The sequence below is a fragment of the Hyphococcus sp. genome (assembly GCF_965228385.1).
Taxonomy (GTDB): Bacteria; Pseudomonadota; Alphaproteobacteria; order Caulobacterales; family Parvularculaceae; genus Hyphococcus.
Map to the genome: position 1 here is coordinate 212875 of NZ_OZ245810.1, position 25094 is coordinate 237968.

The 25094-nt window shown below is 54.9% G+C and carries 25 protein-coding genes; 13 read left to right on the forward strand and 12 right to left on the reverse strand.

Annotated elements, in window-relative coordinates; translation table 11 throughout:
* Nucleotides 1–30 precede the first annotated feature (30 nt).
* Nucleotides 31–723 carry a TetR/AcrR family transcriptional regulator gene (locus ACQK2Q_RS00910; RefSeq protein WP_425407877.1) on the reverse strand — a complete coding sequence of 231 codons (693 nt, stop codon included), beginning with the start codon at nt 721–723 and terminating at the stop codon, nt 31–33.
* Between the two features lie 133 nt (nt 724–856).
* Between ACQK2Q_RS00910 and ACQK2Q_RS00915 the strand changes: the two genes are divergently transcribed.
* The 8 genes from ACQK2Q_RS00915 (at nt 857) to ACQK2Q_RS00950 (ending at nt 8230) form a co-directional block, all read left to right on the forward strand.
* On the forward strand, nt 857–1624 hold the full coding sequence (locus ACQK2Q_RS00915; RefSeq protein WP_425407878.1) for an SDR family oxidoreductase: 768 nt from the start codon (nt 857–859) through the stop codon (nt 1622–1624).
* Nucleotides 1625–1739: 115 nt separating this feature from the next.
* Nucleotides 1740–2504: an SDR family NAD(P)-dependent oxidoreductase gene (locus ACQK2Q_RS00920; RefSeq protein ID WP_425407879.1), complete on the forward strand. Its 765-nt coding sequence runs from the start codon at nt 1740–1742 to the stop codon at nt 2502–2504.
* Nucleotides 2505–2509: 5 nt separating this feature from the next.
* Entirely contained in the window at nt 2510–3856 is a 1347-nt protein-coding gene (locus ACQK2Q_RS00925; protein ID WP_425407880.1) for an aromatic ring-hydroxylating oxygenase subunit alpha, read from the forward strand.
* 2 nt (nt 3857–3858) lie between these two features.
* Nucleotides 3859–4830 (forward strand): thiamine pyrophosphate-dependent dehydrogenase E1 component subunit alpha, encoded by a 972-nt coding sequence (locus tag ACQK2Q_RS00930; protein WP_425411099.1) that lies wholly within the window; start codon nt 3859–3861, stop codon nt 4828–4830.
* Nucleotides 4831–4843: 13 nt separating this feature from the next.
* Nucleotides 4844–5857 carry an alpha-ketoacid dehydrogenase subunit beta gene (locus ACQK2Q_RS00935; RefSeq protein ID WP_425407881.1) on the forward strand — a complete coding sequence of 338 codons (1014 nt, stop codon included), beginning with the start codon at nt 4844–4846 and terminating at the stop codon, nt 5855–5857.
* A 15-nt stretch (nt 5858–5872) separates the two neighbouring features.
* Nucleotides 5873–7108: a dihydrolipoamide acetyltransferase family protein gene (locus ACQK2Q_RS00940; protein WP_425407882.1), complete on the forward strand. Its 1236-nt coding sequence runs from the start codon at nt 5873–5875 to the stop codon at nt 7106–7108.
* 16 nt (nt 7109–7124) lie between these two features.
* The gene (locus ACQK2Q_RS00945; protein ID WP_425407883.1) at nt 7125–7670 is read left to right on the forward strand and encodes a VOC family protein; all 546 of its coding nucleotides are present in this window, start codon (nt 7125–7127) and stop codon (nt 7668–7670) included.
* A gap of 2 nt (nt 7671–7672) precedes the next feature.
* Nucleotides 7673–8230, forward strand: coding sequence for a VOC family protein (locus ACQK2Q_RS00950; protein ID WP_425407884.1), 558 nt, complete (start codon nt 7673–7675; stop codon nt 8228–8230).
* Here the strand turns inward: ACQK2Q_RS00950 and ACQK2Q_RS00955 are convergent.
* From ACQK2Q_RS00955 to ACQK2Q_RS00975, 5 genes are read right to left on the reverse strand one after another with little or no spacing between them, the layout of a single operon-like run.
* Complete coding sequence (locus tag ACQK2Q_RS00955; protein ID WP_425407885.1) at nt 8227–9024, reverse strand: SDR family NAD(P)-dependent oxidoreductase; 798 nt, start codon at nt 9022–9024, stop codon at nt 8227–8229. The genes ACQK2Q_RS00950 and ACQK2Q_RS00955 overlap by 4 nt on opposite strands.
* Before the next feature lie 27 nt (nt 9025–9051).
* Nucleotides 9052–9642 (reverse strand): nuclear transport factor 2 family protein, encoded by a 591-nt coding sequence (locus ACQK2Q_RS00960; RefSeq protein WP_425407886.1) that lies wholly within the window; start codon nt 9640–9642, stop codon nt 9052–9054.
* A 14-nt stretch (nt 9643–9656) separates the two neighbouring features.
* Complete coding sequence (locus tag ACQK2Q_RS00965) at nt 9657–9968, reverse strand: putative quinol monooxygenase (protein WP_425407887.1); 312 nt, start codon at nt 9966–9968, stop codon at nt 9657–9659.
* Nucleotides 9969–9978: 10 nt separating this feature from the next.
* Complete coding sequence (locus ACQK2Q_RS00970) at nt 9979–11643, reverse strand: AMP-binding protein (protein WP_425407888.1); 1665 nt, start codon at nt 11641–11643, stop codon at nt 9979–9981.
* 11 nt (nt 11644–11654) lie between these two features.
* A complete protein-coding gene (locus ACQK2Q_RS00975) occupies nt 11655–11948 on the reverse strand; it encodes a putative quinol monooxygenase (protein WP_425407889.1) in 294 nt (97 codons plus the stop codon).
* Nucleotides 11949–12292: 344 nt separating this feature from the next.
* On the opposite strand from ACQK2Q_RS00975, the gene ACQK2Q_RS00980 reads away from it, so the two are divergent.
* On the forward strand, nt 12293–14776 hold the full coding sequence (locus ACQK2Q_RS00980; protein ID WP_425407890.1) for a TonB-dependent receptor: 2484 nt from the start codon (nt 12293–12295) through the stop codon (nt 14774–14776).
* Between the two features lie 83 nt (nt 14777–14859).
* A complete protein-coding gene (locus ACQK2Q_RS00985) occupies nt 14860–15396 on the forward strand; it encodes a nuclear transport factor 2 family protein (protein WP_425407891.1) in 537 nt (178 codons plus the stop codon).
* Here ACQK2Q_RS00985 and ACQK2Q_RS00990 read toward each other — a convergent pair whose 3' ends face one another.
* The 5 genes from ACQK2Q_RS00990 to ACQK2Q_RS01010 are packed head-to-tail and all read right to left on the reverse strand — an operon-like array spanning nt 15397 to nt 20826.
* Complete coding sequence (locus tag ACQK2Q_RS00990; protein ID WP_425407892.1) at nt 15397–15963, reverse strand: carboxymuconolactone decarboxylase family protein; 567 nt, start codon at nt 15961–15963, stop codon at nt 15397–15399.
* An 18-nt stretch (nt 15964–15981) separates the two neighbouring features.
* The gene (locus tag ACQK2Q_RS00995; RefSeq protein ID WP_425407893.1) at nt 15982–16887 is read right to left on the reverse strand and encodes an SDR family oxidoreductase; all 906 of its coding nucleotides are present in this window, start codon (nt 16885–16887) and stop codon (nt 15982–15984) included.
* 32 nt (nt 16888–16919) lie between these two features.
* Nucleotides 16920–18119 carry an acetyl-CoA acetyltransferase gene (locus ACQK2Q_RS01000; RefSeq protein WP_425407894.1) on the reverse strand — a complete coding sequence of 400 codons (1200 nt, stop codon included), beginning with the start codon at nt 18117–18119 and terminating at the stop codon, nt 16920–16922.
* Nucleotides 18112–19566, reverse strand: coding sequence for a 3-oxoacyl-[acyl-carrier-protein] synthase III C-terminal domain-containing protein (locus ACQK2Q_RS01005; protein WP_425407895.1), 1455 nt, complete (start codon nt 19564–19566; stop codon nt 18112–18114). The genes ACQK2Q_RS01000 and ACQK2Q_RS01005 overlap by 8 nt, the downstream gene beginning before the upstream one ends.
* A gap of 24 nt (nt 19567–19590) precedes the next feature.
* Nucleotides 19591–20826 (reverse strand): aromatic ring-hydroxylating oxygenase subunit alpha, encoded by a 1236-nt coding sequence (locus ACQK2Q_RS01010; RefSeq protein WP_425407896.1) that lies wholly within the window; start codon nt 20824–20826, stop codon nt 19591–19593.
* A gap of 159 nt (nt 20827–20985) precedes the next feature.
* Between ACQK2Q_RS01010 and ACQK2Q_RS01015 the strand changes: the two genes are divergently transcribed.
* Entirely contained in the window at nt 20986–21684 is a 699-nt protein-coding gene (locus ACQK2Q_RS01015) for a glutathione S-transferase family protein (RefSeq protein WP_425407897.1), read from the forward strand.
* Complete coding sequence (locus ACQK2Q_RS01020; protein WP_425407898.1) at nt 21681–22595, forward strand: glutathione S-transferase family protein; 915 nt, start codon at nt 21681–21683, stop codon at nt 22593–22595. The genes ACQK2Q_RS01015 and ACQK2Q_RS01020 overlap by 4 nt, the downstream gene beginning before the upstream one ends.
* Here the strand turns inward: ACQK2Q_RS01020 and ACQK2Q_RS01025 are convergent.
* A complete protein-coding gene (locus tag ACQK2Q_RS01025) occupies nt 22592–23791 on the reverse strand; it encodes a CaiB/BaiF CoA transferase family protein (RefSeq protein ID WP_425407899.1) in 1200 nt (399 codons plus the stop codon). The two genes, ACQK2Q_RS01020 and ACQK2Q_RS01025, sit on opposite strands and share 4 nt — an antisense overlap.
* 139 nt (nt 23792–23930) lie before the next feature.
* Between ACQK2Q_RS01025 and ACQK2Q_RS01030 the strand changes: the two genes are divergently transcribed.
* Nucleotides 23931–25091: an acyl-CoA dehydrogenase family protein gene (locus ACQK2Q_RS01030; protein ID WP_425407900.1), complete on the forward strand. Its 1161-nt coding sequence runs from the start codon at nt 23931–23933 to the stop codon at nt 25089–25091.
* Nucleotides 25092–25094 lie beyond the last annotated feature (3 nt).

Genomic DNA, 25094 nt, shown 5'->3' on the forward strand with positions numbered 1-25094 from the left:
CATGGGCGCCGGATCGAAGAGACATCCAGATCAGTCATTTGCACCGTGTGCGGCGTATCGCTTGGAGTTTTTCATTTCCGTCGGCATCAGCTGACGCAGGCAATCTTCCAGATAGGAAAACAGCTTTGCTTCGGCATTTTCATCGACTGTCGCGGAAAGCCGGCTTAACGCCATGCCTTCAAGCGTCGATTGAACAAGGTTCAGCGCCAGGTCGAAACTCTCCTTGTCGCCCTGCCATTCGGGGAACAGATCTACGGCGAGTTTGTACCACTCCCGGTAAAAAGCCTCCTTTGCCGGGCGCAGTATTTTATCCAGTTCCTTATCGGTTCTCGCAGCCACTGATAATTCATGAAACGCCACGAAAAGCGGATGCGTGACATGGCGCCAGTAAGCTTCCAGCGCATCGTGCAAATGCGGCTTATCATCCGGTAGCGACGAGACAGCCCGGCGGAAGGCGCGCAGCCGTTTCGCATGCAAATGTTCAATCGCCGCAAGGATAACGGTCAACCGATTGGAAAAATGGTGCATCATCGCGCCGCGGGAAAGGCCGGCCTCCTCGGCGATGCGCGGCGTCGTCGTCTGGGAATAGCCGTGCTTGATAAGGCAGCGCAACGCCGCTTCCACAATCAACTTGCGGGTCGAGGCGCTTTTTTGAGCCTGGCGTCCGATTTCTACATTTGCACGTCCTTTGCCGGCGCGGTGCACGCGCCGTCTCGCCGTCATAGTGATATCTTCATTGGCCATTGACATACCCAAAAAAAAACAGTCACGCCTGTCTTTGTTTTACGCTATTCTTTTGTAAAAAACACCCAAGAATTTGCTGCGATGCAAAAAATAGAGAACAGGAGACATTATTTTGGGACGAGTCGATGGAAAAGTCGCCCTGGTGACAGGCGCAGCCTCCGGATTGGGGCTGGAAGACGCCAAAATGCTCGCAAATGAGGGCGCAAGGGTTGTTCTGACCGATATCAGTGATGAAAAAGGCGCTGCGGCGGCGGAGGAAATCGGCGCCAATGCGGCCTTTTTCAAACATGACGTCAGCAGCGAGGATGACTGGAAGAACATCATCGCCCAGGTGGAAAAAACGCATGGCCAACTCGATATTCTGGTGAATAACGCCGGCGTTGTGGTGCTTTCCTCACCAGAGGATTGCACGCTGAAAGAATTCAAATTCGCCAATGCCGTAATGTCGGAGGGGGTGTTTTTAGGCTGTAAATACGCCCTTCCGCTGCTCCGGCAAGGAGACGGCGGCTCCATTATCAATATGTCGTCGACGGCGTCGCATCTGGGTTACCCGATCTTTTTCGCCTATTCGGCGGCGAAAGGGGCGGTTCGCTCAATGACAAAATCCATCGCCATGCATTGTCAGGCGGAAGGCTACCCTGTGAGATGCAATTCAGTGCACGCGGGCGCTATAGAAACGCCCATGGTGCAGTTCGCTCAAGGCAGGACCGGCGAGACGCCGCAAGAAATACCTGAAAAAGGCGTGCTGCCGGCGGATTCCCTGGGAACGCCGCGTGATATCGCCAATATGATCTTATATCTTGCAAGTGATGAATCCCGGTTTGTCACTGGCGCGGAATTCGTGATCGATAACGGGCTTGTGGCCCGTCCCGCGGGTTGAATCGTGCAACTGGCGCGCATCGGCTTGACGCGAAGAAAAAAACAATCATGATTGTCTTTAATATACAAAAATCAGCCCACCTGGGCGAATACGGAAAGGCGGAAACGCTAGGCTTATGGATCTAGGACTGCGCGGTAAAAACGTATTGATCACCGGATCGACCCAGGGCATCGGGCGGCGCGTGGCGAACCTGTTCGCTGAAGAAGGCGCTAATGTCGCGATTTGCTCGCGATCGCCGGAAAGCGTCAACAAGGCGATCAAGGAAATACAGGTGCTCGCCGACGGTAAAATCACAGGCGCGCCCTGCAACATCAAGAAGAAAGAAGAATACGAAGACTGGATCGACGCCATGGCCGAAGAACTGGGCGGCGTTGACGTCTTTATTCCAAACGTTTCCGCCGGCGGCGGCGCGGACAGTGAAAAAAACTGGTGGAAAAATTTTGAAATTGACGTGCTCGGCACGGTGCGCGGCGTTGAAAAGGTTATTCCGCACATGGAGGAACGCGGCGGCGGCGCCATTACGATGATTTCGACGACCGCCGCCGTTGAAACTTTCATGATGCCGCAGGCTTATAATTCAATGAAAGCCGCGCTTATCACTTACGCAAAGCAACTGAGCCAGGAGCAGGGCGACAAGAATATCCGCGTCAACAGCATCTCGCCGGGCCCTATCTTTTTCGATGGCGGCGCCTGGGACATGATCAAGACCTCCAATCAGAAATTTTATGAAAAGACCGAAAAGACCCATGCGCTCGGACGCCTCGGAACGCCGGAGGAAGTTGCGAAGTGCATTGTTTTTCTTTCCAGCGCCGCCGCGAGCTGGGTGACCGGCGTGAATTTTGTGGTCGACGGCGGGTACACGAAACGCGTTCAGTTCTAAGTGCTATGAAAGTCAGACGTCAGCAAAAAATAAAACGGACCGCCAAGCCGCAAGGGCCTGAAGGCACGCCAGTCAAGGCGGAGCCAAATCCCAAGCTGGGCGACAAGCTGATCCCGGCCGAACGTTACATCTCTCCGGAATTTGCAAAGCTAGAATGGGAGATGATGTGGTCGAAAGTCTGGATGCTGGGGTGCCTTGAGAGCGATATTCCAGAACCCGGCGACCATATCGTTACGGAAATCGGCAAGGAATCAATTCTGATTGTCCGCCAGAAAGACAAGTCGGTTCGCGCCTTTCATAATGTGTGCATGCATCGCGGCAATAAACTTGTTCACGCAGTACACCAGCCGCAGGAAGCAGCAAACGAATTCCGCTGCGGCTATCATGACTGGCGATACGGCCTGGACGGACGGTTCACTGATATTCCCGATCTTGAAACCTTCCCGCAGGGCGCGCCGCCTTGCGGCGGCCTGATTGAAATCCCTTGCGATGTCTGGGGGTCGTTCGTCTGGTACAGCCTGAACCCGGAGGTTGAGCCGCTTCGCGATTATCTGGGGATAATTCCGCAACATCTCGACCCGTATCATTTCGACCGCATGGTGCTGACGGACTGGAAAACGGTCGAATGGGACTGCAATTGGAAAGCTTCCGTCGATGCATTCAACGAAAGCTATCATGTGCAGGGCATTCACCCTCAGCTGCTATATTATCTGGATGATCTCGACATTCAGATCGACTGCTATGAAAAACATAATCGCTATCTGATTGCGTTCGGCGTGCTGAGCCCGCGCGTCGTCTCTCCGTCTGAAATTCCGCCGCCAATCAAAGTGGTGATGCGCGGCGCCGGCATGGATCCCGCCTCCTATGAAGGGTCGGTCTATGATATACGCGAGGCGGTTCAGGCCCATAAACGCAAACACGGCGAGCAGCAGGGCAGGGACTATTCGGCCCTGAATGACGATCAGTTAACGGATGATTATCATTACACGATTTTCCCAAATGTCACTATGAACGTTCACGCCGATGATCTCATGATGTTTCGTCAGCGGCCTCATCCTGAAGACCCGAACAAGATGTATTTCGATTACTTCATGTTCGAATTGCCTGACAATGAGTTTGATCATGAAGAATATCGCCGGCCGAAGCATCGCTTGTATAAGCATGGGGAAACCTCGCTCGGGCTCGTCGTCAATCAGGACGCCTACAACCTTCCTTTTGTGCAGGCGGGCATGAATAGCAGCGCTTATCCGGGGTTATGGATTGGCAATCAGGAATTGCGCATCCGGCACTTTCATAAAACACTTGACGATTATCTTTACGGGTCAAACAGCGCTGCGCGGAGTGATAAATGAGCATACAGCAAAGCACCGATCAGCTACTGGGCGCCTACCGGCAAATGAAAACGATCCGCGAATTTGAGGAGCGTTTGCACAAGGAGATCATGACTGGCGAAATCGCCGGATTCACGCATCTTTATTCCGGTCAGGAAGCGGTGGCCGTCGGTGTTTGCGAACATCTTGACGACAAGGATTTGATCGTCTCAACGCATCGCGGTCACGGGCACTGCATCGCTAAAGGGTGCGACGTCAAAGCCATGATGGCGGAAATTTTCGGCCGCTCTACGGGACTGGGTAAAGGCAAGGGCGGTTCCATGCATATCGCTGATTTTGACAAGGGCATGCTCGGCGCCAACGGCATTGTCGGCGCCGGCGGTCCGCTCGCGGTTGGCGCGGCGCTGTCGGCGAAGCTCGATGGCGAGGGTCGCGTTGCGGTATCTTTTGGCGGCGACGGCTCGGTCAATCAGGGCGCCGTTCTGGAAGCCATGAATATGGCGGTGGTGATTGACGCGCCGGCAATTTTCGTCATTGAAAATAACGGATATTCCGAACATACAGGCGCTGATTACGCTGTAGGCTCGAAAGATATCGCCAAACGCTCCGAAGCATTCGGTATGAAAGCCATCAAGGCGGACGGATGCGATTATTTCGCCGTTTATGACGCCATGGCGGAATTGCTTGATCATGCGCGCGCCGGAAAAGGACCGTGTACGGCAGAATTCATAACGACCCGGTTTTTCGGCCATTTTGAAGGCGATCCGCAAAACTACCGCGCCAAGGACGAAGTCAAACGGCACCGTCAGGAGATGTGCGCGCTCAAGAATTTTCGCGCTCGCGTTGCTGAGGAAAAATTACTGGATGAAGGCCAGCTAAATGCGATTGACAATGAAGTGCTCGCATTGATTGACGAAGCCGTTGATGAGGCGCGCGCCGCGCCGCAGCCATCGGCGGACGAAATTACCACCGACGTTTATATTTCATACGCTTGAGGGAACGCTCATCATGCCGGTTATGACTTATCGCGATGCGCTCAATCAGGTGATGCATCAGGAAATGGAACGTGATCCAGCTGTTTTCGTCTGCGGCGAAGATGTTTCCGGCGGCGCCGGCGGTACGTCGGGAGAACGCGAAGCCTCTGGCGGCATCTTCGGCGTCACGGGCGGCTTGTTGCCGAAATTCGGCGAGGACCGCGTCATCGACACGCCGATTTCGGAAAACACAATTGTCGGCCTTGCGGTCGGCGCCTCGCTCGCGGGCAAGCGCGGCATAGCGGAAATCATGTTCGCCGACTTTCTGGGGCTTGCGCTTGACCAGACCATGAATCAGGCGGCGAAATTTCGTTACATGTCGGGCGGCAAGGCGAAATGCCCAGTGGTTATCCGCGTGCCTTACGGCGCCGGTATGAATATGGCTGCGCAGCACAGCCAGACCATGTATCAGATCGTAACGTCCGTTCCCGGACTGAAAGTTGTGATGCCGTCAAACCCGGCTGACGCCAAAGGACTTCTGACGACCGCGATCCGGGACGACGATCCGGTTGTCTTTTTCGAGCACAAGGCGATGTATGGACGCAAAGGCGAAGTGCCGGACGGCGAATATCTCGTGCCCTTCGGGGAAGCGGCGCTGCTGAATGAAGGCGAAGACGCAACGATCATCGCCATGGGCCGCATGGTGATTTTCGCCGAAAAGGCGCTGGCGAAACTTGAGGAAGACGGGATCAATTGCGATCTCATTGATTTGCGCACCACAAGCCCGCTGGACGAGGAAACGATTCTGGACAGTGTGGAGAAAACTGGCCGCGTGGTCGTCGTGGATGAGTGTCCGCCGCGGTGTTCGCTTGCCTCAGACATTGCAGGGTTTATCGCCAGCTACGGTTTTTCTTCGCTCAAGGCGCCGGTGGAGCAAGTCACTGCGCCGCATGCGCCGGTGCCTTTCGCAAAAGAGTTGGAACGCGCATACGTGCCGGGCCCTGCGCATATTGAGGCGGCGGTGCGCAAAGTCGTTTCCTACAAATAAAGAAAGCGGCCAAGCATGGCGGAAAAAATACAAGCGTTTACGATGCCGAAATGGGGCATTGAAATGGAAGAAGGCGTCATCCGCGAATGGCATGCTGAGGAAGGCCAGACCGTAAACGAGGGCGATTTATTCGTCGTCATCGAAACGGACAAGATCGCCAATGACGTCGAGCTGGAATTTACCGGCACGCTGCGCAAGCGCATCGGCGAAGAGGAAGAGGCTTATCCTGTCGGCGCCTTAATTGCGGTTTTTGCTGAAGAGGATGTCTCAGACGATGAGGTTGAAAAATTCGCCGCCAATTTCAAGCCTGCCGATGCAAGTTTTGGGGATAAGGATGATGATGCGCGTCCTTCCGGTAAGCCGGAGAAGGCTGCATCCTCCTCATCGCAATCTGAAGTCCCCAAAGGCGTCTCCATATCGCCGAAGGCTGCGGAACTGGCGCAGGCGTTAGGCGTCGATGTCACGCAGATTGAAGGCAGTGGACGCAAGGGACGAATTTCACTGCAGGACGTTGAACAGGAAGCGAAACGACTCGGCCTTTATCAAGGCGATGAGGGAACACAAAACAGTGATAATCCGCACAAGGTTATAAAACTGACTTCCATGCGCCGTACGATTGCAAAACGTCTGACTGAGGCGGCGCAGACAATTCCCCACTTTTATCTGCGCACGGCAATCGTAATGGATAGCGTTCAGGAACTGCGTGCGCGAGCAAAGGAAAACAACAGCGGCGGCGCAGCGTCGATCAACGACTATCTCATCAAGGCATGCGCCAAAGCGCTCATGGATGTGCCCGAAGCGAATGTCCATTTTCTCGGTGATGAAATGCATCAATTTGACCACGCCGACATTTCGGTTGCTGTCGCAGTGCCCGGGGGTCTTGTTACGCCTGTTATAAAAAGAGCGGATACAAAATCAGTCGATGAAATAGCGCATGAAATGCGCGACCTCGCCGCGCGCGCTAAGGCGGAAAAGCTGGAGCAGCATGAATATCGCGGCGGCACGTTCAGTCTTTCCAATCTCGGCATGTTCGGCGTCACCAGTTTCGACGCTGTCGTTAATCCGCCCATGGGCGCTATCCTGGCGGCGGGCGGCATTGAACGCGTCGCCGTGGACGGCGGCGGCGAGCCAAAGTTTCAAAATGTCATGAATGTCACTCTGTCATGCGATCACCGTGCGATTGACGGCGCGCTTGGGGGGCGTTTTCTGCAGGCGTTGAAAGCAGCGCTGGAAGCGCCGGAGAACTTGTAACGGGAAGGAAAAAATCATGCCGATGCTGCAGCCGCCGATGAATCACAAAATTTTGCAAATCGCCTATATCGTCAATGACGTTGAGGCGGCGGCTGAAAAATGGATCAAGACTTTTGGCGTCGGCCCGTTTTTCATTCTTGACCGCCCTGACGTGGGCAATCCGCACTATCGCGGTAAGCCGCAAAAGGTCGAATTTTCTGCGGGGCTTGCTCAGGCGGGCGACGTTCACATTGAGCTTATTGAGCAGCATTGCGACTCGCCGTCCTGCTATCGCGACATCGTGCCGAAAGGCGAGGAAGGCTACCACCATGTCGCCGTCATCGTTGAAAACTACGAAAAAGAAGTCGCCCGGTATGAAGAAATGGGATTTCCCGTTGCGAGCAGCGGCGAATTCGGCCCGTTGAAGTTTTGCTATATCGATACTTCGCCCGTTATGCAGGGCATGGTTGAGGTTCTGGAAGACCTGCCCTTTATCCATAATTATTTCGGACGCGTGCGCGAAGCCGCCGAAAACTGGGATGGTTCAAGGCCTATTCGCGATGCGAATGAACTTGCCGAATAAGCATGCTGAAAATTTCACCGAATCTGGCGCCGCTCGAGAAAGAGTTCGGCCCAGTCGTTCAACTTGCATATCATTCGCCTGATATTGAGGTTTCAGCGAAATCCTGGGCGCATAAGATGAACGCCGGGCCGTTTTACCGGTTATCGCATATAAAGCTTGCGGAAAGCTATTACAGAGGCTCCCCGGCGCCGTTCGATCACAGTTCGGCTTATGGTCAGTGCGGATCCTTGATGGTCGAACTCATTCACCAGCATGACGACCGGCCATCGGCGGTTCGGGATATGTTCGCTGCCGAAGAAGAAGGCTTGCATCACGCTGCGATATTTGTGGATGATCTTGCAACAGCTTTATCCAAAGCCGGTGCGCATCATTTTGAATGCGCGCTTGATGCGCGTACTGCGGATGGAGTCCGCTTTGTCATGGTCGACGCGCGTGCGGCATGCGGGCACATGCTTGAACTTTATGAACGCAACGGCGCGCTGGATAAATTTTACGCGTTTATTCGCCGAAAGGCTGAAGGCTGGAATGGCGAAAACTGGCTGCGCGAGATTACTGCCTAACCATCGCTTTTTGCAGCCGCGATCGAGGCGTTTATCTCCGCCTGCATCGGGTTGCGGCGAAGCGTCAGGCCGCCATTAACCTGCAAATTCTGACCGGTCATGAAGCATTCGTCTGATGCAAGGAATACGCACGCCGCCGCGATATCGTCTGACGTGCCGACGCGCCCAAGCGGATATTCCTTGATAAACGCTTCTTCGAGGCCGGGGGTTTTAGCCGCGTCTTCTGTCATCGGCGTGCGCGTAAAACCAGGCGAGACCGAATTTGCGCGGATGCCGTACCGTCCAAAATCATGGGCGACGCAGCGTATGACATGATCGGTTCCGGCTTTGGTGCCCATATAGGCCGCATGGTGATTCAACATAACTGTCGCCGTCGCGGAAGAAATCTGGATAATGGAGCCGCCGCCTCGCTCGCGCATGGCTTCGATTACAGCCTGAAAAAATAAAAAAGGTCCTTTGAATTGCAAGGCCGAAACCTTGTCGATCTCTTCTTCGGTGGTCTTTTCAAACCTTTTGACAAGACCCCAACCCGTTGCGTTCACAGCGATATCGACGCCGCCATACGCATCCACTGTTTTTGTTACAAGCGCGTCGAGGTCGGCGCGCTGAGTAATATCGCAAAGCGCATAGGCGCCGTTAATCGTTTCCGCAAAGCGTTTCAGCTCGTCTTCATGCCGTCCGGCGACCATTACCTTCGCGCCTTCGTTGGCGAAGCGTTGTGCGATCACCTGGCCCATATTTCCAGCCCCGGCGGCGCCCAGAACGATGGCGGCCTTGTCCTTGATTGCACTCATTTCGCACCTCATGCCAATTTCAAAATATTATGGGAGGTTTTTAAAAACCGGGTCTTCCGGGCCTCGCATTCCGCGCAGCGTCAATGTCTTGAACATGCCTTCATCCCAAATTCCGGATGAAATCTCGTTGTGGTTCCAGTCCATCACCACTTGCCGGTGGGCAATTTTCCATTCTTTACCGCGCTTTTCGAGACGGTCGATATAACGACCGCCATACCAGAAAACATGAGGAATGCCGTCGACCTTCGACCAGTCAAATTTCGAAAGATAGGTGGAGCCAAAAATTTCCTCGACCTTTTTCTTGTCGCCGCGAATGCGGTGGTAGGCGAAAAGATAACTTTCCGTGCAGGCGATATTATCTTTCAGCTCCATATGCACATTCATGATGGCGTGCATGGTGACTTCAAACCATTCCTGGATCTCCCGAATAATGAATTCAGCAAATTCTTGCGCGCCGCCGTTAAAAACACCGTGATCGTCTTGCGCGTCATCCCAATAGACTGATTTCATCAGATCAACATCGCAGCGATCAAGCGCGCGGCAATAGCGCGTCAGCACGTCATAGACGCGTTTGCGATCGACGAGCTCCTGTAGTTCAGCATTGTCATAATCAGGCATAAGTGAAAATCGCCTTATCCGGCCGCGCGCTTCGGCTCGCCGATAATGTCGTAAAAAGAAAGGTCCATTTCTTCAGCCAGACAATCGAGAACGCCGGGCACCAGCCGGTCGTGGAAGTCGGTTGTTTGATGGAACTGAAATGCGTCTTCGCTGGTGAAGGTCGCGATACAAAGATATTCATTCTTGTTGTCGCGTGAACGGATTAATTCATAGACGGGCGTTTCCGGCTCATGTTTGTGTGCAAGCACGCGCAATTCGGTCTGTAGCCGTTCGAATTCTTCAGCTTTTTCAGGTTTGACAACAAGTTTAGCGACAAAAGCCGTCATGAAATCCCTCCTATGCGACGTTTTCGTTTTTCGCTTTCAGTTCTTCGGCGATCCGGTCTTTCAGTTTGTATTTTTGAATTTTGCTGGTGGACATTGGCCAATCGTCGACAAATCGCACATAACGCGGAATTTTGAACCGCGCGAGTTTGCCCTGGCAATGTTCGATCAGCTCATCTTCATTCGCTTTCTTGCCGGTTTTGAGTTTGATAAACGCCGCCGCCACTTCCTCGTATCGGGGGTCCGGCGCGCCGACGATCTGCGACAGCTCAACAGCGGGATGCGCATTCAGGACTGACTCGATTTCCGCCGCGGCTACATTCTCGCCGCCGACTTTCAGCATGTCCTTGCTGCGGCCGTGAAACATGATCTGGCCGTTTTTGTCGAGCGATCCGAGATCGCCCGTATGCAGCCAGCCGTCCTTGTCGATGGACTCGGCGGTTTTTTCCGGGTCTTTATAATAGCCGATAAGCATGCCGGGACCGCGAATGCATATTTCACCTTTCTCATCGACGCCGCATTCCTTGCCCGTTTCAATATCAAGCAGTTTCAAATCCCATCCGCGCAAGGGAACGCCTAGACGCGACGTGCGCGTCTCTTCGTCATCACTGAGACGGCTTGTGCAAACAGTGCCCGATGCTTCCGTCAAACCATAGGTGCCGACCTGGATGGTTTGCGGCATGGCTTTCAGGATTGCATCTTTTATAAACGCAGGCTGAACGCCAAGATTGGAATTCATCAGGCGAATGCGTGAAAGGTCCGTGTCGGGAAAGGTTGGGTGGTTGATCAAATCCTGCATGATCGTCACAAAAGACGGGTAGGTTGCCGTTGCGCGTTCTTGTTCAAGCATTTTAAGGGCGACCCCGGCGTCGAAATGCGGGATCGTCAAATAGGCGCCGCCGACATCGAATACCGCGACCATCGGCAGAATTCCGGCGATGTGGAATATGGGCAGCGGCGACCAGAACCGGTCTTCCTCCGTCATCTCGTATCGATAGCGCCCCAGCGCGCGGCTGTTGGATACGATTGCACTGTGCGGAATCATGCAGCCTTTCGGATTCGACGTCGTGCCTGACGTATAAAGTATCAGGCCGAGGTCGCAGGGCGCGACATTTGCAATCCGCGCGTTCAATGTCGCATCGTCGATAGAATCGGCGAGGGCGCCTAATGCGCTTTCAGGCAAAATGCCTGGGTGTTCGCCTTCGCCTGTGACAACTATGTTCTTTAATTCCGGCGCAGTTTTTAAATGCAAGTCTTGCGGTTTCGCGTTCGATGATAAATCCGGAAACGCCTTGTTCAGGCGGGCGATGAAATCGACAGCGTCGGCGACCTTATCTGTGGTGACGAGACTGACGATGTCGGCGTTTTCGATAAGATAGGCAAGTTCGGCCGGCGCATAACGCGCATTGATCGGCACGCTCGCGGCGCCCGCGAGCGCAGCGCCGAACAGCGCCTCGACGAATTCCGGCTGCGTAGTCATCAACAGCCCGACATGCTGTTTAGGTTGTACGCCGAGGGCGATAAACGCTTTCGCCCACCGCCGGGCGCTTGCAAGAAGTTCTCGGTAGCTTTGACGGCTGTCAGGAAATACAAGCGCGTCAGCATCAGGGCGGGTCTGCGACGCGGTGATCAGGAGATCCGTCAGTGTAAGAACATCGTCAGGCTTGCGATCGGACATTTGCGCCGCCCCTATTTCTTTAACGGATCAAGATATTCGCGCTCCCATCCGCCGTCGATACATTCAATCATTGACGGCGCGATCTCCTTGAAATGAGCGGACTGTTGGTGGGCTTCATCCGCGGCTTCCGTTTTAAAGCTTTCAATGACGGCGAAGGCGTTGGGTTCGCGCAACCGGAAGAATTGATAAATCAGCGCATCAGGCTCGTTTTCCTTCACCGCTTTTTCCATGCGTTCGCAGGCGTCGATGAATTGCGCCTGCTTTTCGGGAAAAACCTTCATTCTTGCGACAAACGTATGCGCCATTCCATATCCTCCAGCTTTCGCGCAGCACGGGATGCAGACCAGAAAAGCCCGCCCATTCCGGCTGATTTTTATTTTACGCATAAGATTTTATCGCCAGTCCGGCGTCAAGAAAAAAACAGACATGACGAAATGTTTTTGTGCAGTGCAATATGCTGAAAAAAAATGTGGCTTTTCAACAATAGTCCGCAGGAGCCTTGTATTAAGCCGTGAAATCAAATCTTGCATCAAGAAAAAAAACAAACATAATTGTTTTTGTTTTGGATTCGAAAGTTGGAAAAGACGCTGTATCTGAAAGCGCTGATTCGAGTCCGGACCGGGAGGTAACAACAGGAAAGGGGAGCAGGATGCCCGCTCTAGTCTCCAGAAAGAATTCTTATAAGAACATCGCTTCGCGAACGGCGCTGGGCGTTGTGAGTCTTGGCGCTTGCTTTTCAATGCTGGCGATGGACGCCGCGATCGCCCAGAGCGACGAAATCATCGTTCAGGCTACCCGAAGAGACACCAATATACAAAATACGCCGGTTGCGGTGACTGCAATCAACGAAAAAGCCGTTGAAGGCGTCGTGCCTCGCGACCTTGGCGATATTGCCGTGTTGGTGCCGAACTTTTCCGCCTCCAAGGTGACAGGTTTTAACGCGGCCTCGTTCGCTATTCGCGGCGCGGCGCAGACAGACATCATCGTTTATTCTGAATCACAGGTCGGCGTCACAATCGACGATTTTTACGTGCCGCATGTTCAAACCCAGCTTCTCGATCTTTTCGACATCGAGCAGGTTGAAGTCCTGCGCGGTCCGCAAGGCACGCTGTTTGGCAAGAATACGACAGCCGGCGTTGTCAATGTAAGGACCAAACGGCCGAAACTGGGCGTTGTTGAGGGCGCGGGCCGCATCCAATACGGTTCCTATGATCGGATTGAGACGCGGTTGTCGCTGAATATTCCGTTAGGGGATGTTTTCGCATTCCGGTTTGCAGGGCTTTATCAAAAATCCGATGGCTATTACCGCAACGGCGCGGAATACGGGCCCGTCACAACTTTCGGCCCGTTTGACGGCATGATGAACAATATCAACGCATTTGAGGGCGCGACAGGCCAGGGCGACGGCAGCCGGCTCGGCGGCGAAGATGTAAAATCCATGCGCGCGAAGCTTCTGTTCGAGCCTAGCGATCAATTCTCTGCGCTCGCGCAATTCGAGCTTCTCCGCGACGATTCCGACTCAGTGCCGGCGGTCAACGAAACGCCTGTCGGCGGGCCGTTTGTCTTCAACTTTCTCGGTTTGACCCAGGATCCCGGCGATCCGCTGGACAATGCCGGCATCACGAACCGGGATGACGCCAATCTGTTCATGAGCGACGGACATCAGGTCGATGTTGAAGGCTATTATCTGAATATTGACTGGCGGCCTACGGATAGCGTTTCCATCAAGTCGATTACGGGGCTGCGCAATCAGGATTCGCAATTGCCCAGCACCTATACGGGCGAAGTCGGTCCGGTCTCGCTCTTCGACGCCAACCGCGTCGATGAACGTGAAACATTCCAGCAGGAGCTACGGTTGAACTGGACCATCAATCCGCAACTCGATCTTGTTGCGGGCGGATTTTACCAGAACCAGGAAGTTACATTCTGCGTGACGCAGGTGCTCGGTTTTCTCGAACTGTTCGGCCTGACCGACGGCATGGGCAATCCATTCCCCACCGGAACATTTGAAAACGGCCCGCAGGTATTGTGTAACGCTCAGGACAGCAAGGCCTACGCGCTTTTTGGCGATTTGACCTACGCTCTTTCCGACCGGCTGACGCTCGCCGGCGGTTTCCGCTACACATGGGAAGAGAAGGACTGGATCGGCCGCAATCAGCGCGTCTACCAGGCTTTGGACGGCGGATTTGACCCCTCGCTAAACACCATGACGCTCGGACCGCTGGACGCGGCTGATTTTGACAGGTTCAGCGACGGCGTATTGGAGTCGTCTGGCACATGGGAAGAGCCGGCATGGCGCGGAACGGCTTCCTATGAATGGTCAGATGATTTCTACACATACTTTACCGCCGCACGCGGTTTCCGATCAGGTGCGTTTAACGACCAGTCGGGCACAACCGGCAACCCGCTGACGCCCGCCGGTATTGCGCCGACGGACCCGGAAATCGCCACTTCCTATGAAGTCGGTTTCAAGAGCGACTGGTTTGACAATACGTTCAGGCTGAATGTCACCGGCTTCCTGGTGAAATATAAGGATGCGCAGCGCCAGATCGCTGCTACGCTGACCAACAGCCTTGGCCAGCAGTTTCAGGAGACCCGCTTCTTCAACGCCGCCGATGTGGAAGTGAAGGGCATTGAAGTCGAAGGCGGCTGGTCGACGCCGATTGAAGGGTTGCAGATCAACGGCAACTTCTCCTGGCAGGACGGGGAATATAATACGTTCGAGGCCGACACGGACTTTGACGGTATGGTTGATGTCGACTTCTCCGGCCGTCCTTTGACGCGCACGCCGGAGATCACATGGACGGCGCAGGTGCTCTATGAAACGCCGCTCCACAACAACAAGGTGCTTGGCTTCAGCTTCCTCGCGGCGCATGAAGACGAGCAAATCTACAATTATTCCGATCTCGGCTCCCAGTTCGACACAACGTTGAATGAACGCACAATCCTCAATGCGACGGTCGAGTTGTCGGATGCGGATGATCGCTGGTTCGCGCGCGTATTTGCGAAAAACCTGACGGACAAGCGTTATCGCGTATCGACGCAACCAGTCGCCGATTTATGGGTGTTCTCCCAGTATGGCGAGCCGCGCGTTTTCGGTGCAGAGGTCGGGTTTAATTTCTCATCCGAATAAAGAGCGCTTTCCTCCCTGGCGCGACTTTGGGCCGGCGTTCGCGCCGGCCCTTGTTTTTTGTGAAACCGAAAGTGGATGCAATTATGACTACAGATATTGAAGCGCGGTTGAAGCGGCTGGAAGATCGCGAAGACATTCGTGCGCTGGCGGCGCGCTATACTTTTGTGGTCGATAATCGGGATATCGAAGGCATTGCGTCCTGCTTTGCAGAACATGCGCGGTTTCGTTCAAAGGATGGCGTTATGAACGCCAGAGGCCATAACGAAATCATGGACCAGTTTCGCGGACGCTTTTCCGTTCTTGGCCCTGGCGCGCATTACTCTCACGATCATGTGGTGTGGTTTGAAGATGATGACGTTGCGTGCGGCCTGATGTCAGCACATGCGGAGCTCATTCGCAACGGGAAGCCGATGATTGCGTCGCTCCGATATGAGGATCAATATATCAGGGATAAAAGCCGTTGGGTCTTCGCTGACCGGCTATTATCGTTTTTTTATTATTTGAATACGGAAGATTACCTTGAATGTCTGGGCGAAAAAAAACGTATGCGCGCGTATGAAGAGGCGCAGGCGGCGGACTTTCCTGAAGCTTTGACCACATGGCGTGATTATCACAATTAATCAGGCCACCGTATTGGCGAACTCACAATAAGCTTCTTTTTCAACAAGATTAAGCACGAAGGAAAGCTTCGCCATGCCGCCGATAACAGCCATGATGGTCCCCAGTTCGCAAATCTGCGCATCGCTGAAATGCGCGCGCAATTCAGTGTAGAGGGCGTCGCTCATGACGCCGTCCGGATTGGTGAGCGCCATTTGCGCGGCGTAGCGCAATACGGCTTTTTCCGCGTTATCGAAGGGCCCGTTTTCAATGTCGGTGATTGCGTCAACTTGCGCTTGTGAAACGCCGGCTTCAAGGCTGCCGGGAACATTTTGCTTGTTACACGTCGCGCAGCCATGCGTCATGGAAAGGTAAAGCCGGGCGAGTTGTTTGTATTTCTGCTCGACTTGTCCTCCGAAAAAGATTTTCGCGTAGAAATCGTTCATCACGAACCGCAATAGATCGGGCGCATTTGCAAAAGCTTCCACAAATGCGGGTTCGCCTGTCAGCCCGTTCAGCGTTTCCCAGGCGAGGGAAAACTCATCGCTCAGTTTTTCGCGCGGCACGCGCGTCAGCGGCGTTTCAACCATAGGTGTCTCCAGAAGATGCTAATCCTTGAAATAGTCGGGCTTTCCGCACGGCCAGACCCAGCCATATTGCGCCATGCCTCCATCGACAGTGATGACTTCGCCGGTGACAAATTTTGAAGACGGCGCCGCGAGATAGATTGCAGTTTCTGCGATGTCCCAAACGTCGCCAAAGCGCTTCATCGGGTTGGCGAGGTGAAAATCTTTCAGCGCGTCATCAGAATATTGCGTCACGCCTTCAGTCTCAATCGCACCGGGCGCAATGCAATTAACGCGAATGTTATACGGCGCCCATTCGGTTGAAACGGTTTTTGACAGATAAAGCACGCCCGCGCGCGCCGCACAGCTATGGGCCGATTGCGGCATGCCGCGCTCAACATGCGCAACAATATTGATAATGTTGCCTGGCGCGTCCGCATCCCGCCAGCGTTTGGCGGCTTCCTGCATCATCCACCAGGTGCCGTTCAAATTGGTGTCGATCACCGCCTGCCAGCCCTTGCGGGAAAAGTCTATGGCGTCCTGTGAAAATTGGCCGCCGGCGCTGTTGATTAAAACATCAATCGGACCGAAACGCTGAAAGGCGTCGTCCAGAAAGGCTTCCACCTGATCAGCGTCGCGAATAGTCAGCGGCGTGTAATGTACGTCTTTACCGATCAGGTCGCGGACACCCTGCTGCGTTTCAGCAAGCTTTTCTTCGCGGCGTCCGCAAATCACCACATTGGCGCCGAGCCGGGCCGCCAGAAACGCCATGGCGCGTCCCATGCCGCTGCCGGCCCCGGAAATGACAACGGTTTTGCCTTCTAGCAAATCATCCCGGTAAACTGTTTTTGCGGCCGCAAGATCTTCGGCGCTCATGCCTGAATATTCCGGATCAGACGCTGCGGGTTGTTTGTCCGCAGCTTTTGCGGCGCGCCCTTTAACTCTCATATCTCCATCCATGGCTTTCGGGCTTTCCTTCATCACGCGTTCATACCGAAAATAGAAACCGCGGCGACGTTCCTGTTGGGAATGCCGCCAAGGTTATGCGCCAGTCCGAATTTCGGCGACGCAATTTGCCTCTCGCCGGCGCGGCCGAGAAGCTGCAAGTAAATTTCATAAGTCATCCGCAGGCCGGAGGCGCCGATCGGATGACCAAAACACTTCAACCCGCCGTCAATCTGACATGGGATGGCGCCGCCGGCGTCATAGCGTCCATCCAGAATGTCTGACGGCGCGGCGCCGTCATCGGATAGTCCGAGATCTTCCATCAAGACAAGTTCGGTAACGGAAAAGCAGTCATGCACTTCCGTCAAACTGATATCCGCGCGCGGATCGCTAACGCCCGCTTCGGTATAAGCCCGTTGCGATGCTTTGCGCGTTGTTAGCGTATGTGCGCCATCCCAGGATTGATGTCCCATTTCCACGCCGTTAGACGGGGCGAGCTGCATCGCTTTTATCGTGACGAAATTGTCGCCGCAAAGCGTCTTTGCGATTTCCGGCCGCGTAACAATTGCGCATGCTGCGCCATCGGAAACGCCGCAGCAATCGAAGACGCCCAGCGGATAGGCGACCGTCGGCGCGTCAAGAATTTGTTCCATGGTCAGCTTTTTTTGCAGATGCGCCTTTGGATTGAGTACGCCGTTCTCATGGCTCTTCCACGAAACATGCGCCATAGCGCGCTTTAGATCCCGCATATCGATATTGTGTTTCGCCGCATAGGCGGCGGCGAGCTGGGCAAAGGCGCCGGGCGGGGTAAAGCTGGGCTGATAAAGATCCTCGAACGTGCCTTTGGTGCGTTCGGGCAGGCCGGCGAAACCTGTGTCCTTCAGCTTTTCGCAACCCATGGCGAGCGCAATATCACACGCGCCGGCGGCGACAGCATAAGCTGCGCCGCGCAAGGCTTCGGCGCCGGTTGCGCATAAGTTTTCAACTCGGGTCACCGGAATGTTCGGCAAACGCAGATATTGCGACAACGGGTAGGCGGACTTTCCGACATTCTGTTCATCGTAAAAAACGCCAAACCAGCCGGCTTCAATTTGTTCGCGATCGATGCCGGCGTCGCCAAGCGCCTCTTCAAATGCTTCGGTCACGAGGTCTTCCGGGCCCGCATCCCAGCGCTCGCCGAATTTGGTGCAGCCCATGCCGACAATGGCGACCTTATCGCGGATGCCCTCAGCCATGAGCGCCTCCTGGGATAAGTGCGGCTTTCCAGAAGTACCGGTGGAATCCGCGCGACGGATCTTTATCCTTGATCCGGAAATTCATCTGCACAGGCGCGCCGACTGTAACTTCGCCTGTATTGAATCCGGTCATTTCCATGAACACATTACCGCCGCCTTCAAATGAAATATTGCCGTAAATCAATGGCGGCTCGCGCGTGAAAGCGAGCCAGTCTTCGGTGAAAGTTTTGACCTTGGCGCGCCGGTCGGCGAAACGATAGTCGGTTTGCGTATCAAGTTCAGCGCAATCCGGATTAACACACCGCCGTGATTTCGGGAATTGCGGCGTATCGCAGGCTTCGCAAAGCCCGCCGACAAAACCGTAAAGATCGCGGCTTTTCGCAAAGGCGACCGTTTGCGCGGTTCTGTTATCGCGTTCCGCGCGCATGCCCCAGCTGATATCAAGATTGCCTGCGGCGGAAAGAAATTTTGTATAATTGTCTTCGATAATTTTGTCTTCCATGCCTGATGCGAACGAGCCCCGGCATTGCGCATCGTCTATACCGCCAGTGGCGCGCAGCAGAACGGCGTCGCATCCCTGCCCAAAGGCCGTAACGAGAATCCATTCGCCCGGTTTGGCGATATCGAGAACATTCGCCAGCATCAGCAATGGATGCGCTGCGCCGGCGTGACCGCATCCTTCGAACAATGAATCGGCGATGGCGTTTTCTTCAACGCCGGCAGCCGCCGCGACAGCGCGCGCCAGATGCGGGTTAGCGGTGGGCGCGATGAGATGCGAAATATCGCCCGGTTTGACGTTGTGCGATTCCAGGAGCGGCTGCACCGCCGCCGGCGCGTGCCGGGCAAGTCCTGCTTCGCGAAACCATCGCTCTTCGAGCATGTAGTCGAATTCAGACTCTGCCGTGCGATAGTGGTCGACTATATCCGCGTAAATGGTGTGAACGCCGGCAATTTCAGCGATAATATTGTTTTCACCAAGCAGGAACGCGGCGCCGGCGTCGCCGGAAAGCATCTCCATGGGGCTTGCCGGTTTTACCGGCCGGTTATCGGACGCCACAACCAGCGCGTTGCTTTTCCGGTCTTTGCCGGCGGCGATCAGCGCAGACAGCCCCGCACGCTGCGAGCCTGCAAGATCATAACAATGCGTGTCTACAGCAAGGTCGAGCGCAGCCGCGACAACGCCGGCGTTCTGCCGGTCCAGAAACGGCGCCGTCGTGGAGGCGAAACAAAGCGAGGTGGGGATATCTTTGACGCCGGCGAGGCAACGGCGCGCAGATTCGACGCTCATCGTAATCGCGTCCTCGTCCCATGAAGCAAACGCGCGCGCGCCTTTCGCAAGACTTTTCAATGAAGGCTGCGCCCAGCCAATGGAATCGAAAATCGCCTGACGGGATATCCGTTTGCGCGGTATGTGCGCGCCGTAACTGATAATCCCGTAAGCTGACATACGACTAAGGTTCCAATCCGATACTTATTCAGCAGCGTTACGCGCTTGCGGGCGTTCGATATAATTTGAAAGCATCGGCTCGACGCGCGCGGTTTCAGGTACGTTGTTTCGGCCAATACGCCGGTCGAGCTCTTCATGCCAATGGTAAATTCGGCGTTCCTGATAGGACAGCGGAATCCCCTTAAATCCATCGGATTCGACAGAGGCCTGAATTTGCGGCGCAAACTGCGTGTCTTCTTCTAGAATCCGCTCAAAATTATCGAGACGGGTCTCCCAGATTTTTGGCAATGGCCCGTCGCCCCAGTCGGGTGAAAACCAGATGCATTCCAGCGTCATGGTGTTCAAGGTTTTCGGCCAGAATATTATAAACGGCATTCCCGTGGGCGAGGGCGGGCAGACAATGTTCGGATAAATATTATACGAAACATTATTGTCGCGCGCGATCTCGCCGACCGAGTCGAGCTCGGGCAGGCCTGCAGCGCCCGGATCTTTCCATTCAGGCCGGCGGTTCGGCGTTGTCATGCGCGAATGTCCATTGGGCCATAACTCTATATATGTGCCGAGATGGTCCAGAAACCGGTCCACCGTTTGCTGATGGATGGATTTCAGATGATATGTTTCCAGGAAGGCGTCCAGCAGAACCTTTACATTGCAGTTGATTTCATATTCCGCCTTGTTCGCCAGGCGGATCTTGTCCGGTTGAAATTCCGCCATCTGTTCCGCGACAGGACCGAGATAATCCATCAGCGGTTCTGCGTCTTCGTCGCAATTGATAAACACCCAGGCGCCGAAATTCTCACACCGCACGGGTATGAGTCCCAGACATGATTTATCAAAATCCGGGAAATCGCGCGGGTCGCGAATCGCGACGAGATTGCCTTCGTGATCGTAACTCCAGCCATGATATCCGCATACGAACAGGTTTCGCCGTCCTGCGTTGTCCTTGACGAGTGGGCCGCCGCGGTGGCGGCAGGTGTTGTAAAAAGCGCGAACCTTGTCGTCCTTGCCGCGAATGATCAGGATTGGCGAACCGAGCCGCTTCCAGAGAACATAGCTTCCCTTCTCCGGCAGCTCATCCATATGACAGGCGTAAACCCAGCTCTTTTTCCAGAGATACTCCTTTTCAAGCTTGTTGAACTCAGCATCGACGTACCGGGCGGAAGGGACCGGCTTGAGGGCGGGAAAGCCCTCCGGCGGACCGTTTCGCGCCTTCTCATAGTCCATTCCCGCTTTAATTTGTTCGGTCGATTGGGGGTCCATCTGAAGCACCCTTTTCTTTCATTTTTTAGTGAAACCAAGGCTATCACGCACTGCAGGCCATGAAAAGAAAAACAGACATGATTGTTTTTAAATTGGTTTGATCGTAGATTGGCGCCGATCTGGGCGAGATTCGGTTTGATGGCAATTAAGTAATTGAAAATGCTCCACTATTTTAGTTTTCCGTCGCCCAACTGCCTGAAAGCGGCGATCATGCTGGAAGAGTGCGCGCTCACCTATCGTGTTCATCACGTAGATATCTTGTCGGGCGCGCAATTCGACCGCGCGTATCTTCGCCTCAATCCCAACAATAAAGTGCCGGCCCTCGTCGATGAGGCGGCGAATGGCGGCCCGGTCACGCTTTTCGAATCGGGCGCTATTCTGGAATATCTGGCTGAAAAAACCGGGCGGTTTTTTCCTGCAGAGCGCCGGTGGGATGTTAAGACGTGGCTTTACTGGCAAATGGCGGGGCTCGGCCCGATGGCGGGGCAGGCGCATCATTTTCGCGCCTTTGCCGGCGAACATGTTCCATATGCAATTAAGCGTTATACAGACGAAGTGAACCGGTTATACGGCGTGCTCGATCGCCGGCTTGAAAACCGTGATTATATCGCTGATGAACTCTCCATAGCCGATTTCGCCTGCTGGCCGTGGATCAGCCACCATGAGCGCCAGGGGCAGGCGTTGCCGGACTTTCCAAATATAGATCGATGGTATCGCGCGATTGGCGAACGCGAAGGGGTGCAGCGCGCTGTTGCAAAAGGCGCGGAACAGGCGGCGCCGAAAGAAGCCTATAAATTTTTATACGGACAGACCGCGAGTAGCGCGGAGAAGATTTCCAGGGAGAAAAGCGAACCATGACCGATGAGATTTTTTTGCATCACTATGACGCCTCGCCCTTTTCCCAAAAAGCAATAAAGCTGCTGGCGATCAAGCAAGCGCAATGGCGGTCGGTAATCCATCCCATGATTGCGCCGAAACCTGAATTGACCGCGCTCACCGGCGGCTACAGGGGTACGCCGGTCATGCAGATCGGCGCTGATATTTATATTGATGCGCAATTGATTGCAGAAGAACTGGAGCGGCGCCTCCCGTCGCCGACGATTTATCCTGGCGGAAAGGGCCTCGCGCATATGTTGAGCGACTGGGGCGAGGCCTATTTTCGCGCCGGTCTCGATATCGCGATCAGGGAGCTTTCGGGAGACTGGCCGGAGGATTTTTACAAGGATCGCGATCAGGTTTTCCCGGATCTCGATTTTTCAAAAGCGGAGGCGCGTTTCCCTGCGGCTTGCGCAAGATTACGGGCGCAGGCGCGTTTCATTGATGATCAGCTGTCTGACGGGCGCGCCTTTTTGATGGGGGATGCGCCGGGTCTGGCCGATATTCAAAGTTACGTGGTCAACTGGTTTACGCGCGGCGGATTTCCTTTCGTTTCTGATCTGTTTGCGGACTTTGAATACGTAAAGCCTTGGGAAGAGCGGATGGCGGCGCTGGGCGAGGGGGAAAGGCAAGAAACGGAAATTGAAACTGCCTACGACGCCGCAAAAAATGCACGCGCTACTGTAGAAGAAGAAGTCGATATCAACGACCCGCTCGAATTCCGAATCGGCGATACCGTTATCGTTGCGCCGGAAACATCGCAGCGCGGCGCCGCCCGCGGACGGCTGATGCGTCTAACCGCGACAGAAATTGTCATCGCCCCGTCTGAAGCGGCGATCGACGGCATCGCCGTTCATTATCCGCGGCTTGGATATACGATTGCGCATGTTTAAATCACGCTGTCCTTTCGCATGGCGGCCAATGTTTTATCATCATACCCAATCGATTTTAAAATTTCTTCCGTATGCTCTCCAAGTTGCGGCGGCCGCCCCGAAACGCCGGCGTCCAGCGCTGAAAAATCGATAGGCAAATCGGCCACAGGCGCTTCGCGCGGCAAGCCTGGAAAATGCGTGGGTTTGAAAAACGCCATGGCCTGCGCCTGTGGATTATCAAGCGCTTCCTGCATGGTCAGAACGGGGCCTGACGGAACCCCGGCCGCCGCCAGCGCCGCGAGCGCGTCTTCGGTCGTGCGGGTTTTGCACCAATCGGCCATGATTGCGCAAAGCTCGTCACGGGCGTCGCCGCGCGCCTGATCGCCCTGAAGCCGCGGATCATCAACCAGTTCCGGGCGCTCCACCATGGCCGTCCATCGCTTGAAAAGACCATCGCCGACCGTGTGAACCAGAATGTGCCCGTCTTTGGTAGCGAAAACATCCGACGGTCCTGAAGTCTGCACGCGGTTGCCCGTTCCGGCGCGATTGATCTGGGTAACGGCCTGTTCGGCAAGATGTGAATTCATCGCCGCCAGCGCCGTGCCGAGCAGGGTCGTTTCCACATGCTGACCCTCGCCGGTCTTTTCCCGCGCCATCAGCGCCGCCATGACGCCCAGCGCGGAAAATACAGCCGTGGTAAAATCCGCATACGGCGCGCCCGCCTTGACCGGCGCATCCGGCGCGCCGGACAGATACATGGCGCCGGACATGGCTTGGGCGACGCCGTCAAAACCGCCTTTGTCCTTGTCCGGCCCCCTGGCGCCGAAGCCGGTCTGCGTGACCAGAATTGCCTTCGGATTGATTTTTGAAAGCATGCGCCAGTCCAGCCCGAGCTTTTCAAGCGCCTTCGGCGGCAGGTTTGCGCATATTACATCACACTGCGAGGCGAGTTTTTTCAGGGCTTCAAGTCCGTCTGGATGCGAGAGATTAAGGGTAAGCGACTTTTTCCCGCATGCGGTCTGCATGAACAGGCCGCCTTCACCAGGCGCGCCGTCGTCACGCGTGAACAGCGGTGCGATATAGCGGTCTTCGCCGCCGCGCGGGCGCTCCACGCGGATCACTTCCGCGCCGAAATAACCGAGCAGCGTCGCGCAGTAAGGTCCGGCCACATACCGGCCAATATCAAGCACCCGGATCCCTTCCAATAATCGTGTCAAAGCCGCTCTCCAGGTGATGTTTTTTGATGTTTATACTTATCGCAACCACAAAATAAAAACAATCATGTCTGTTTTTCTATTGGCAAAGGCCGCTGCCGCCGATAGTCTGTTTTACAGTGTTGAAACGGGATGAGCGAGCATGGATTTCAGGCTGACGGAAGACCAGATTCAGCTTCGTGAAACGGCGCGGAATTTTGCCCGCGCAGAGTTGCCCGGGATCGCAAAACACTGTGAGGAAAACGCCGAGCCGCCCCCGCACGATCTCATCAAGCGCTATGCGGAAATGGGTTTTCTCGGCGTCAACGTGCCGGCGGAATATGGCGGGCTCGGTCTCGGTAACATAGAGGCGCTCCTGATACTGGAAGAATTTGCAAAGATTTCTTCCGCGGTTGCTTTTCCGATTTTTGAATCCTGCGTTGGTCCTGTTCGCGCCATCGAACATTTCGGTTCGGATGCATTGAAATCCCGCGTTGTGCCCGCCGTCTGCAAAGGTGAGACTGTGGTGGCGATCGCCATGTCTGAGCCGGACGCGGGTTCGGCGCTCACGGATTTGAAGACCAGAGCCGTTCAAAAAGGCGACAAGGTTGTTCTGAACGGCATGAAGCGGTGGTGTTCCGGCGGCGGCCATGCGGATGGTTATGTCGTTTATTGCCGCATGTCAGACGACCCTGGCGCGCGCGGCATCGGCGCCGTTTATGTAGAAAAAGATACGCAAGGCGTCAGTTTCGGACCGCAGGAAAATCTTATGGGTTTTCGCGGCGTGCCCTCGAGCGATATTTTTTTCGACGACGCTGAAATTCCCGCAGAGAACATTGTCGTACCTGCCGGGGGTTTCAAAAAATTGATGGAGGCGTTCGATCTTGAGCGTTGCGGCAATGCAACCATGGCGCTGGGACAAGCCTCCGGCGCGCTTGAGGATGTGCTGGGTTATGTTCAGGAACGCCATCAGTTCGGGAAGCCGATTGTCGATTTTCAGGCCGTCCAGCTGCGTCTCGCCGAAATGCAGATACGGATAGAAGCCGCCCGGCTTTTGATACACCGCGTCGCCTGCAACGCCGAACACGGCTTGCCCAGTATTCTCGATTCGTCGGTCGCCAAATGCTACGCCAATGAAATTGCGCGCGAGGTGACAGGCTCAGCGGTTCAACTGATGGGCGCCTATGGCTATTCGCGTGAGTTCGGCATGGAGCGCCGCATGCGGGACGCATGGGGCTGGGGCATTGCGGGCGGCGCCATCGACATTCAGAAAATCAACATCGCGTCCGCTATGGTCGGGCGGCGTTTCAATCAGCGTAAATAAGGA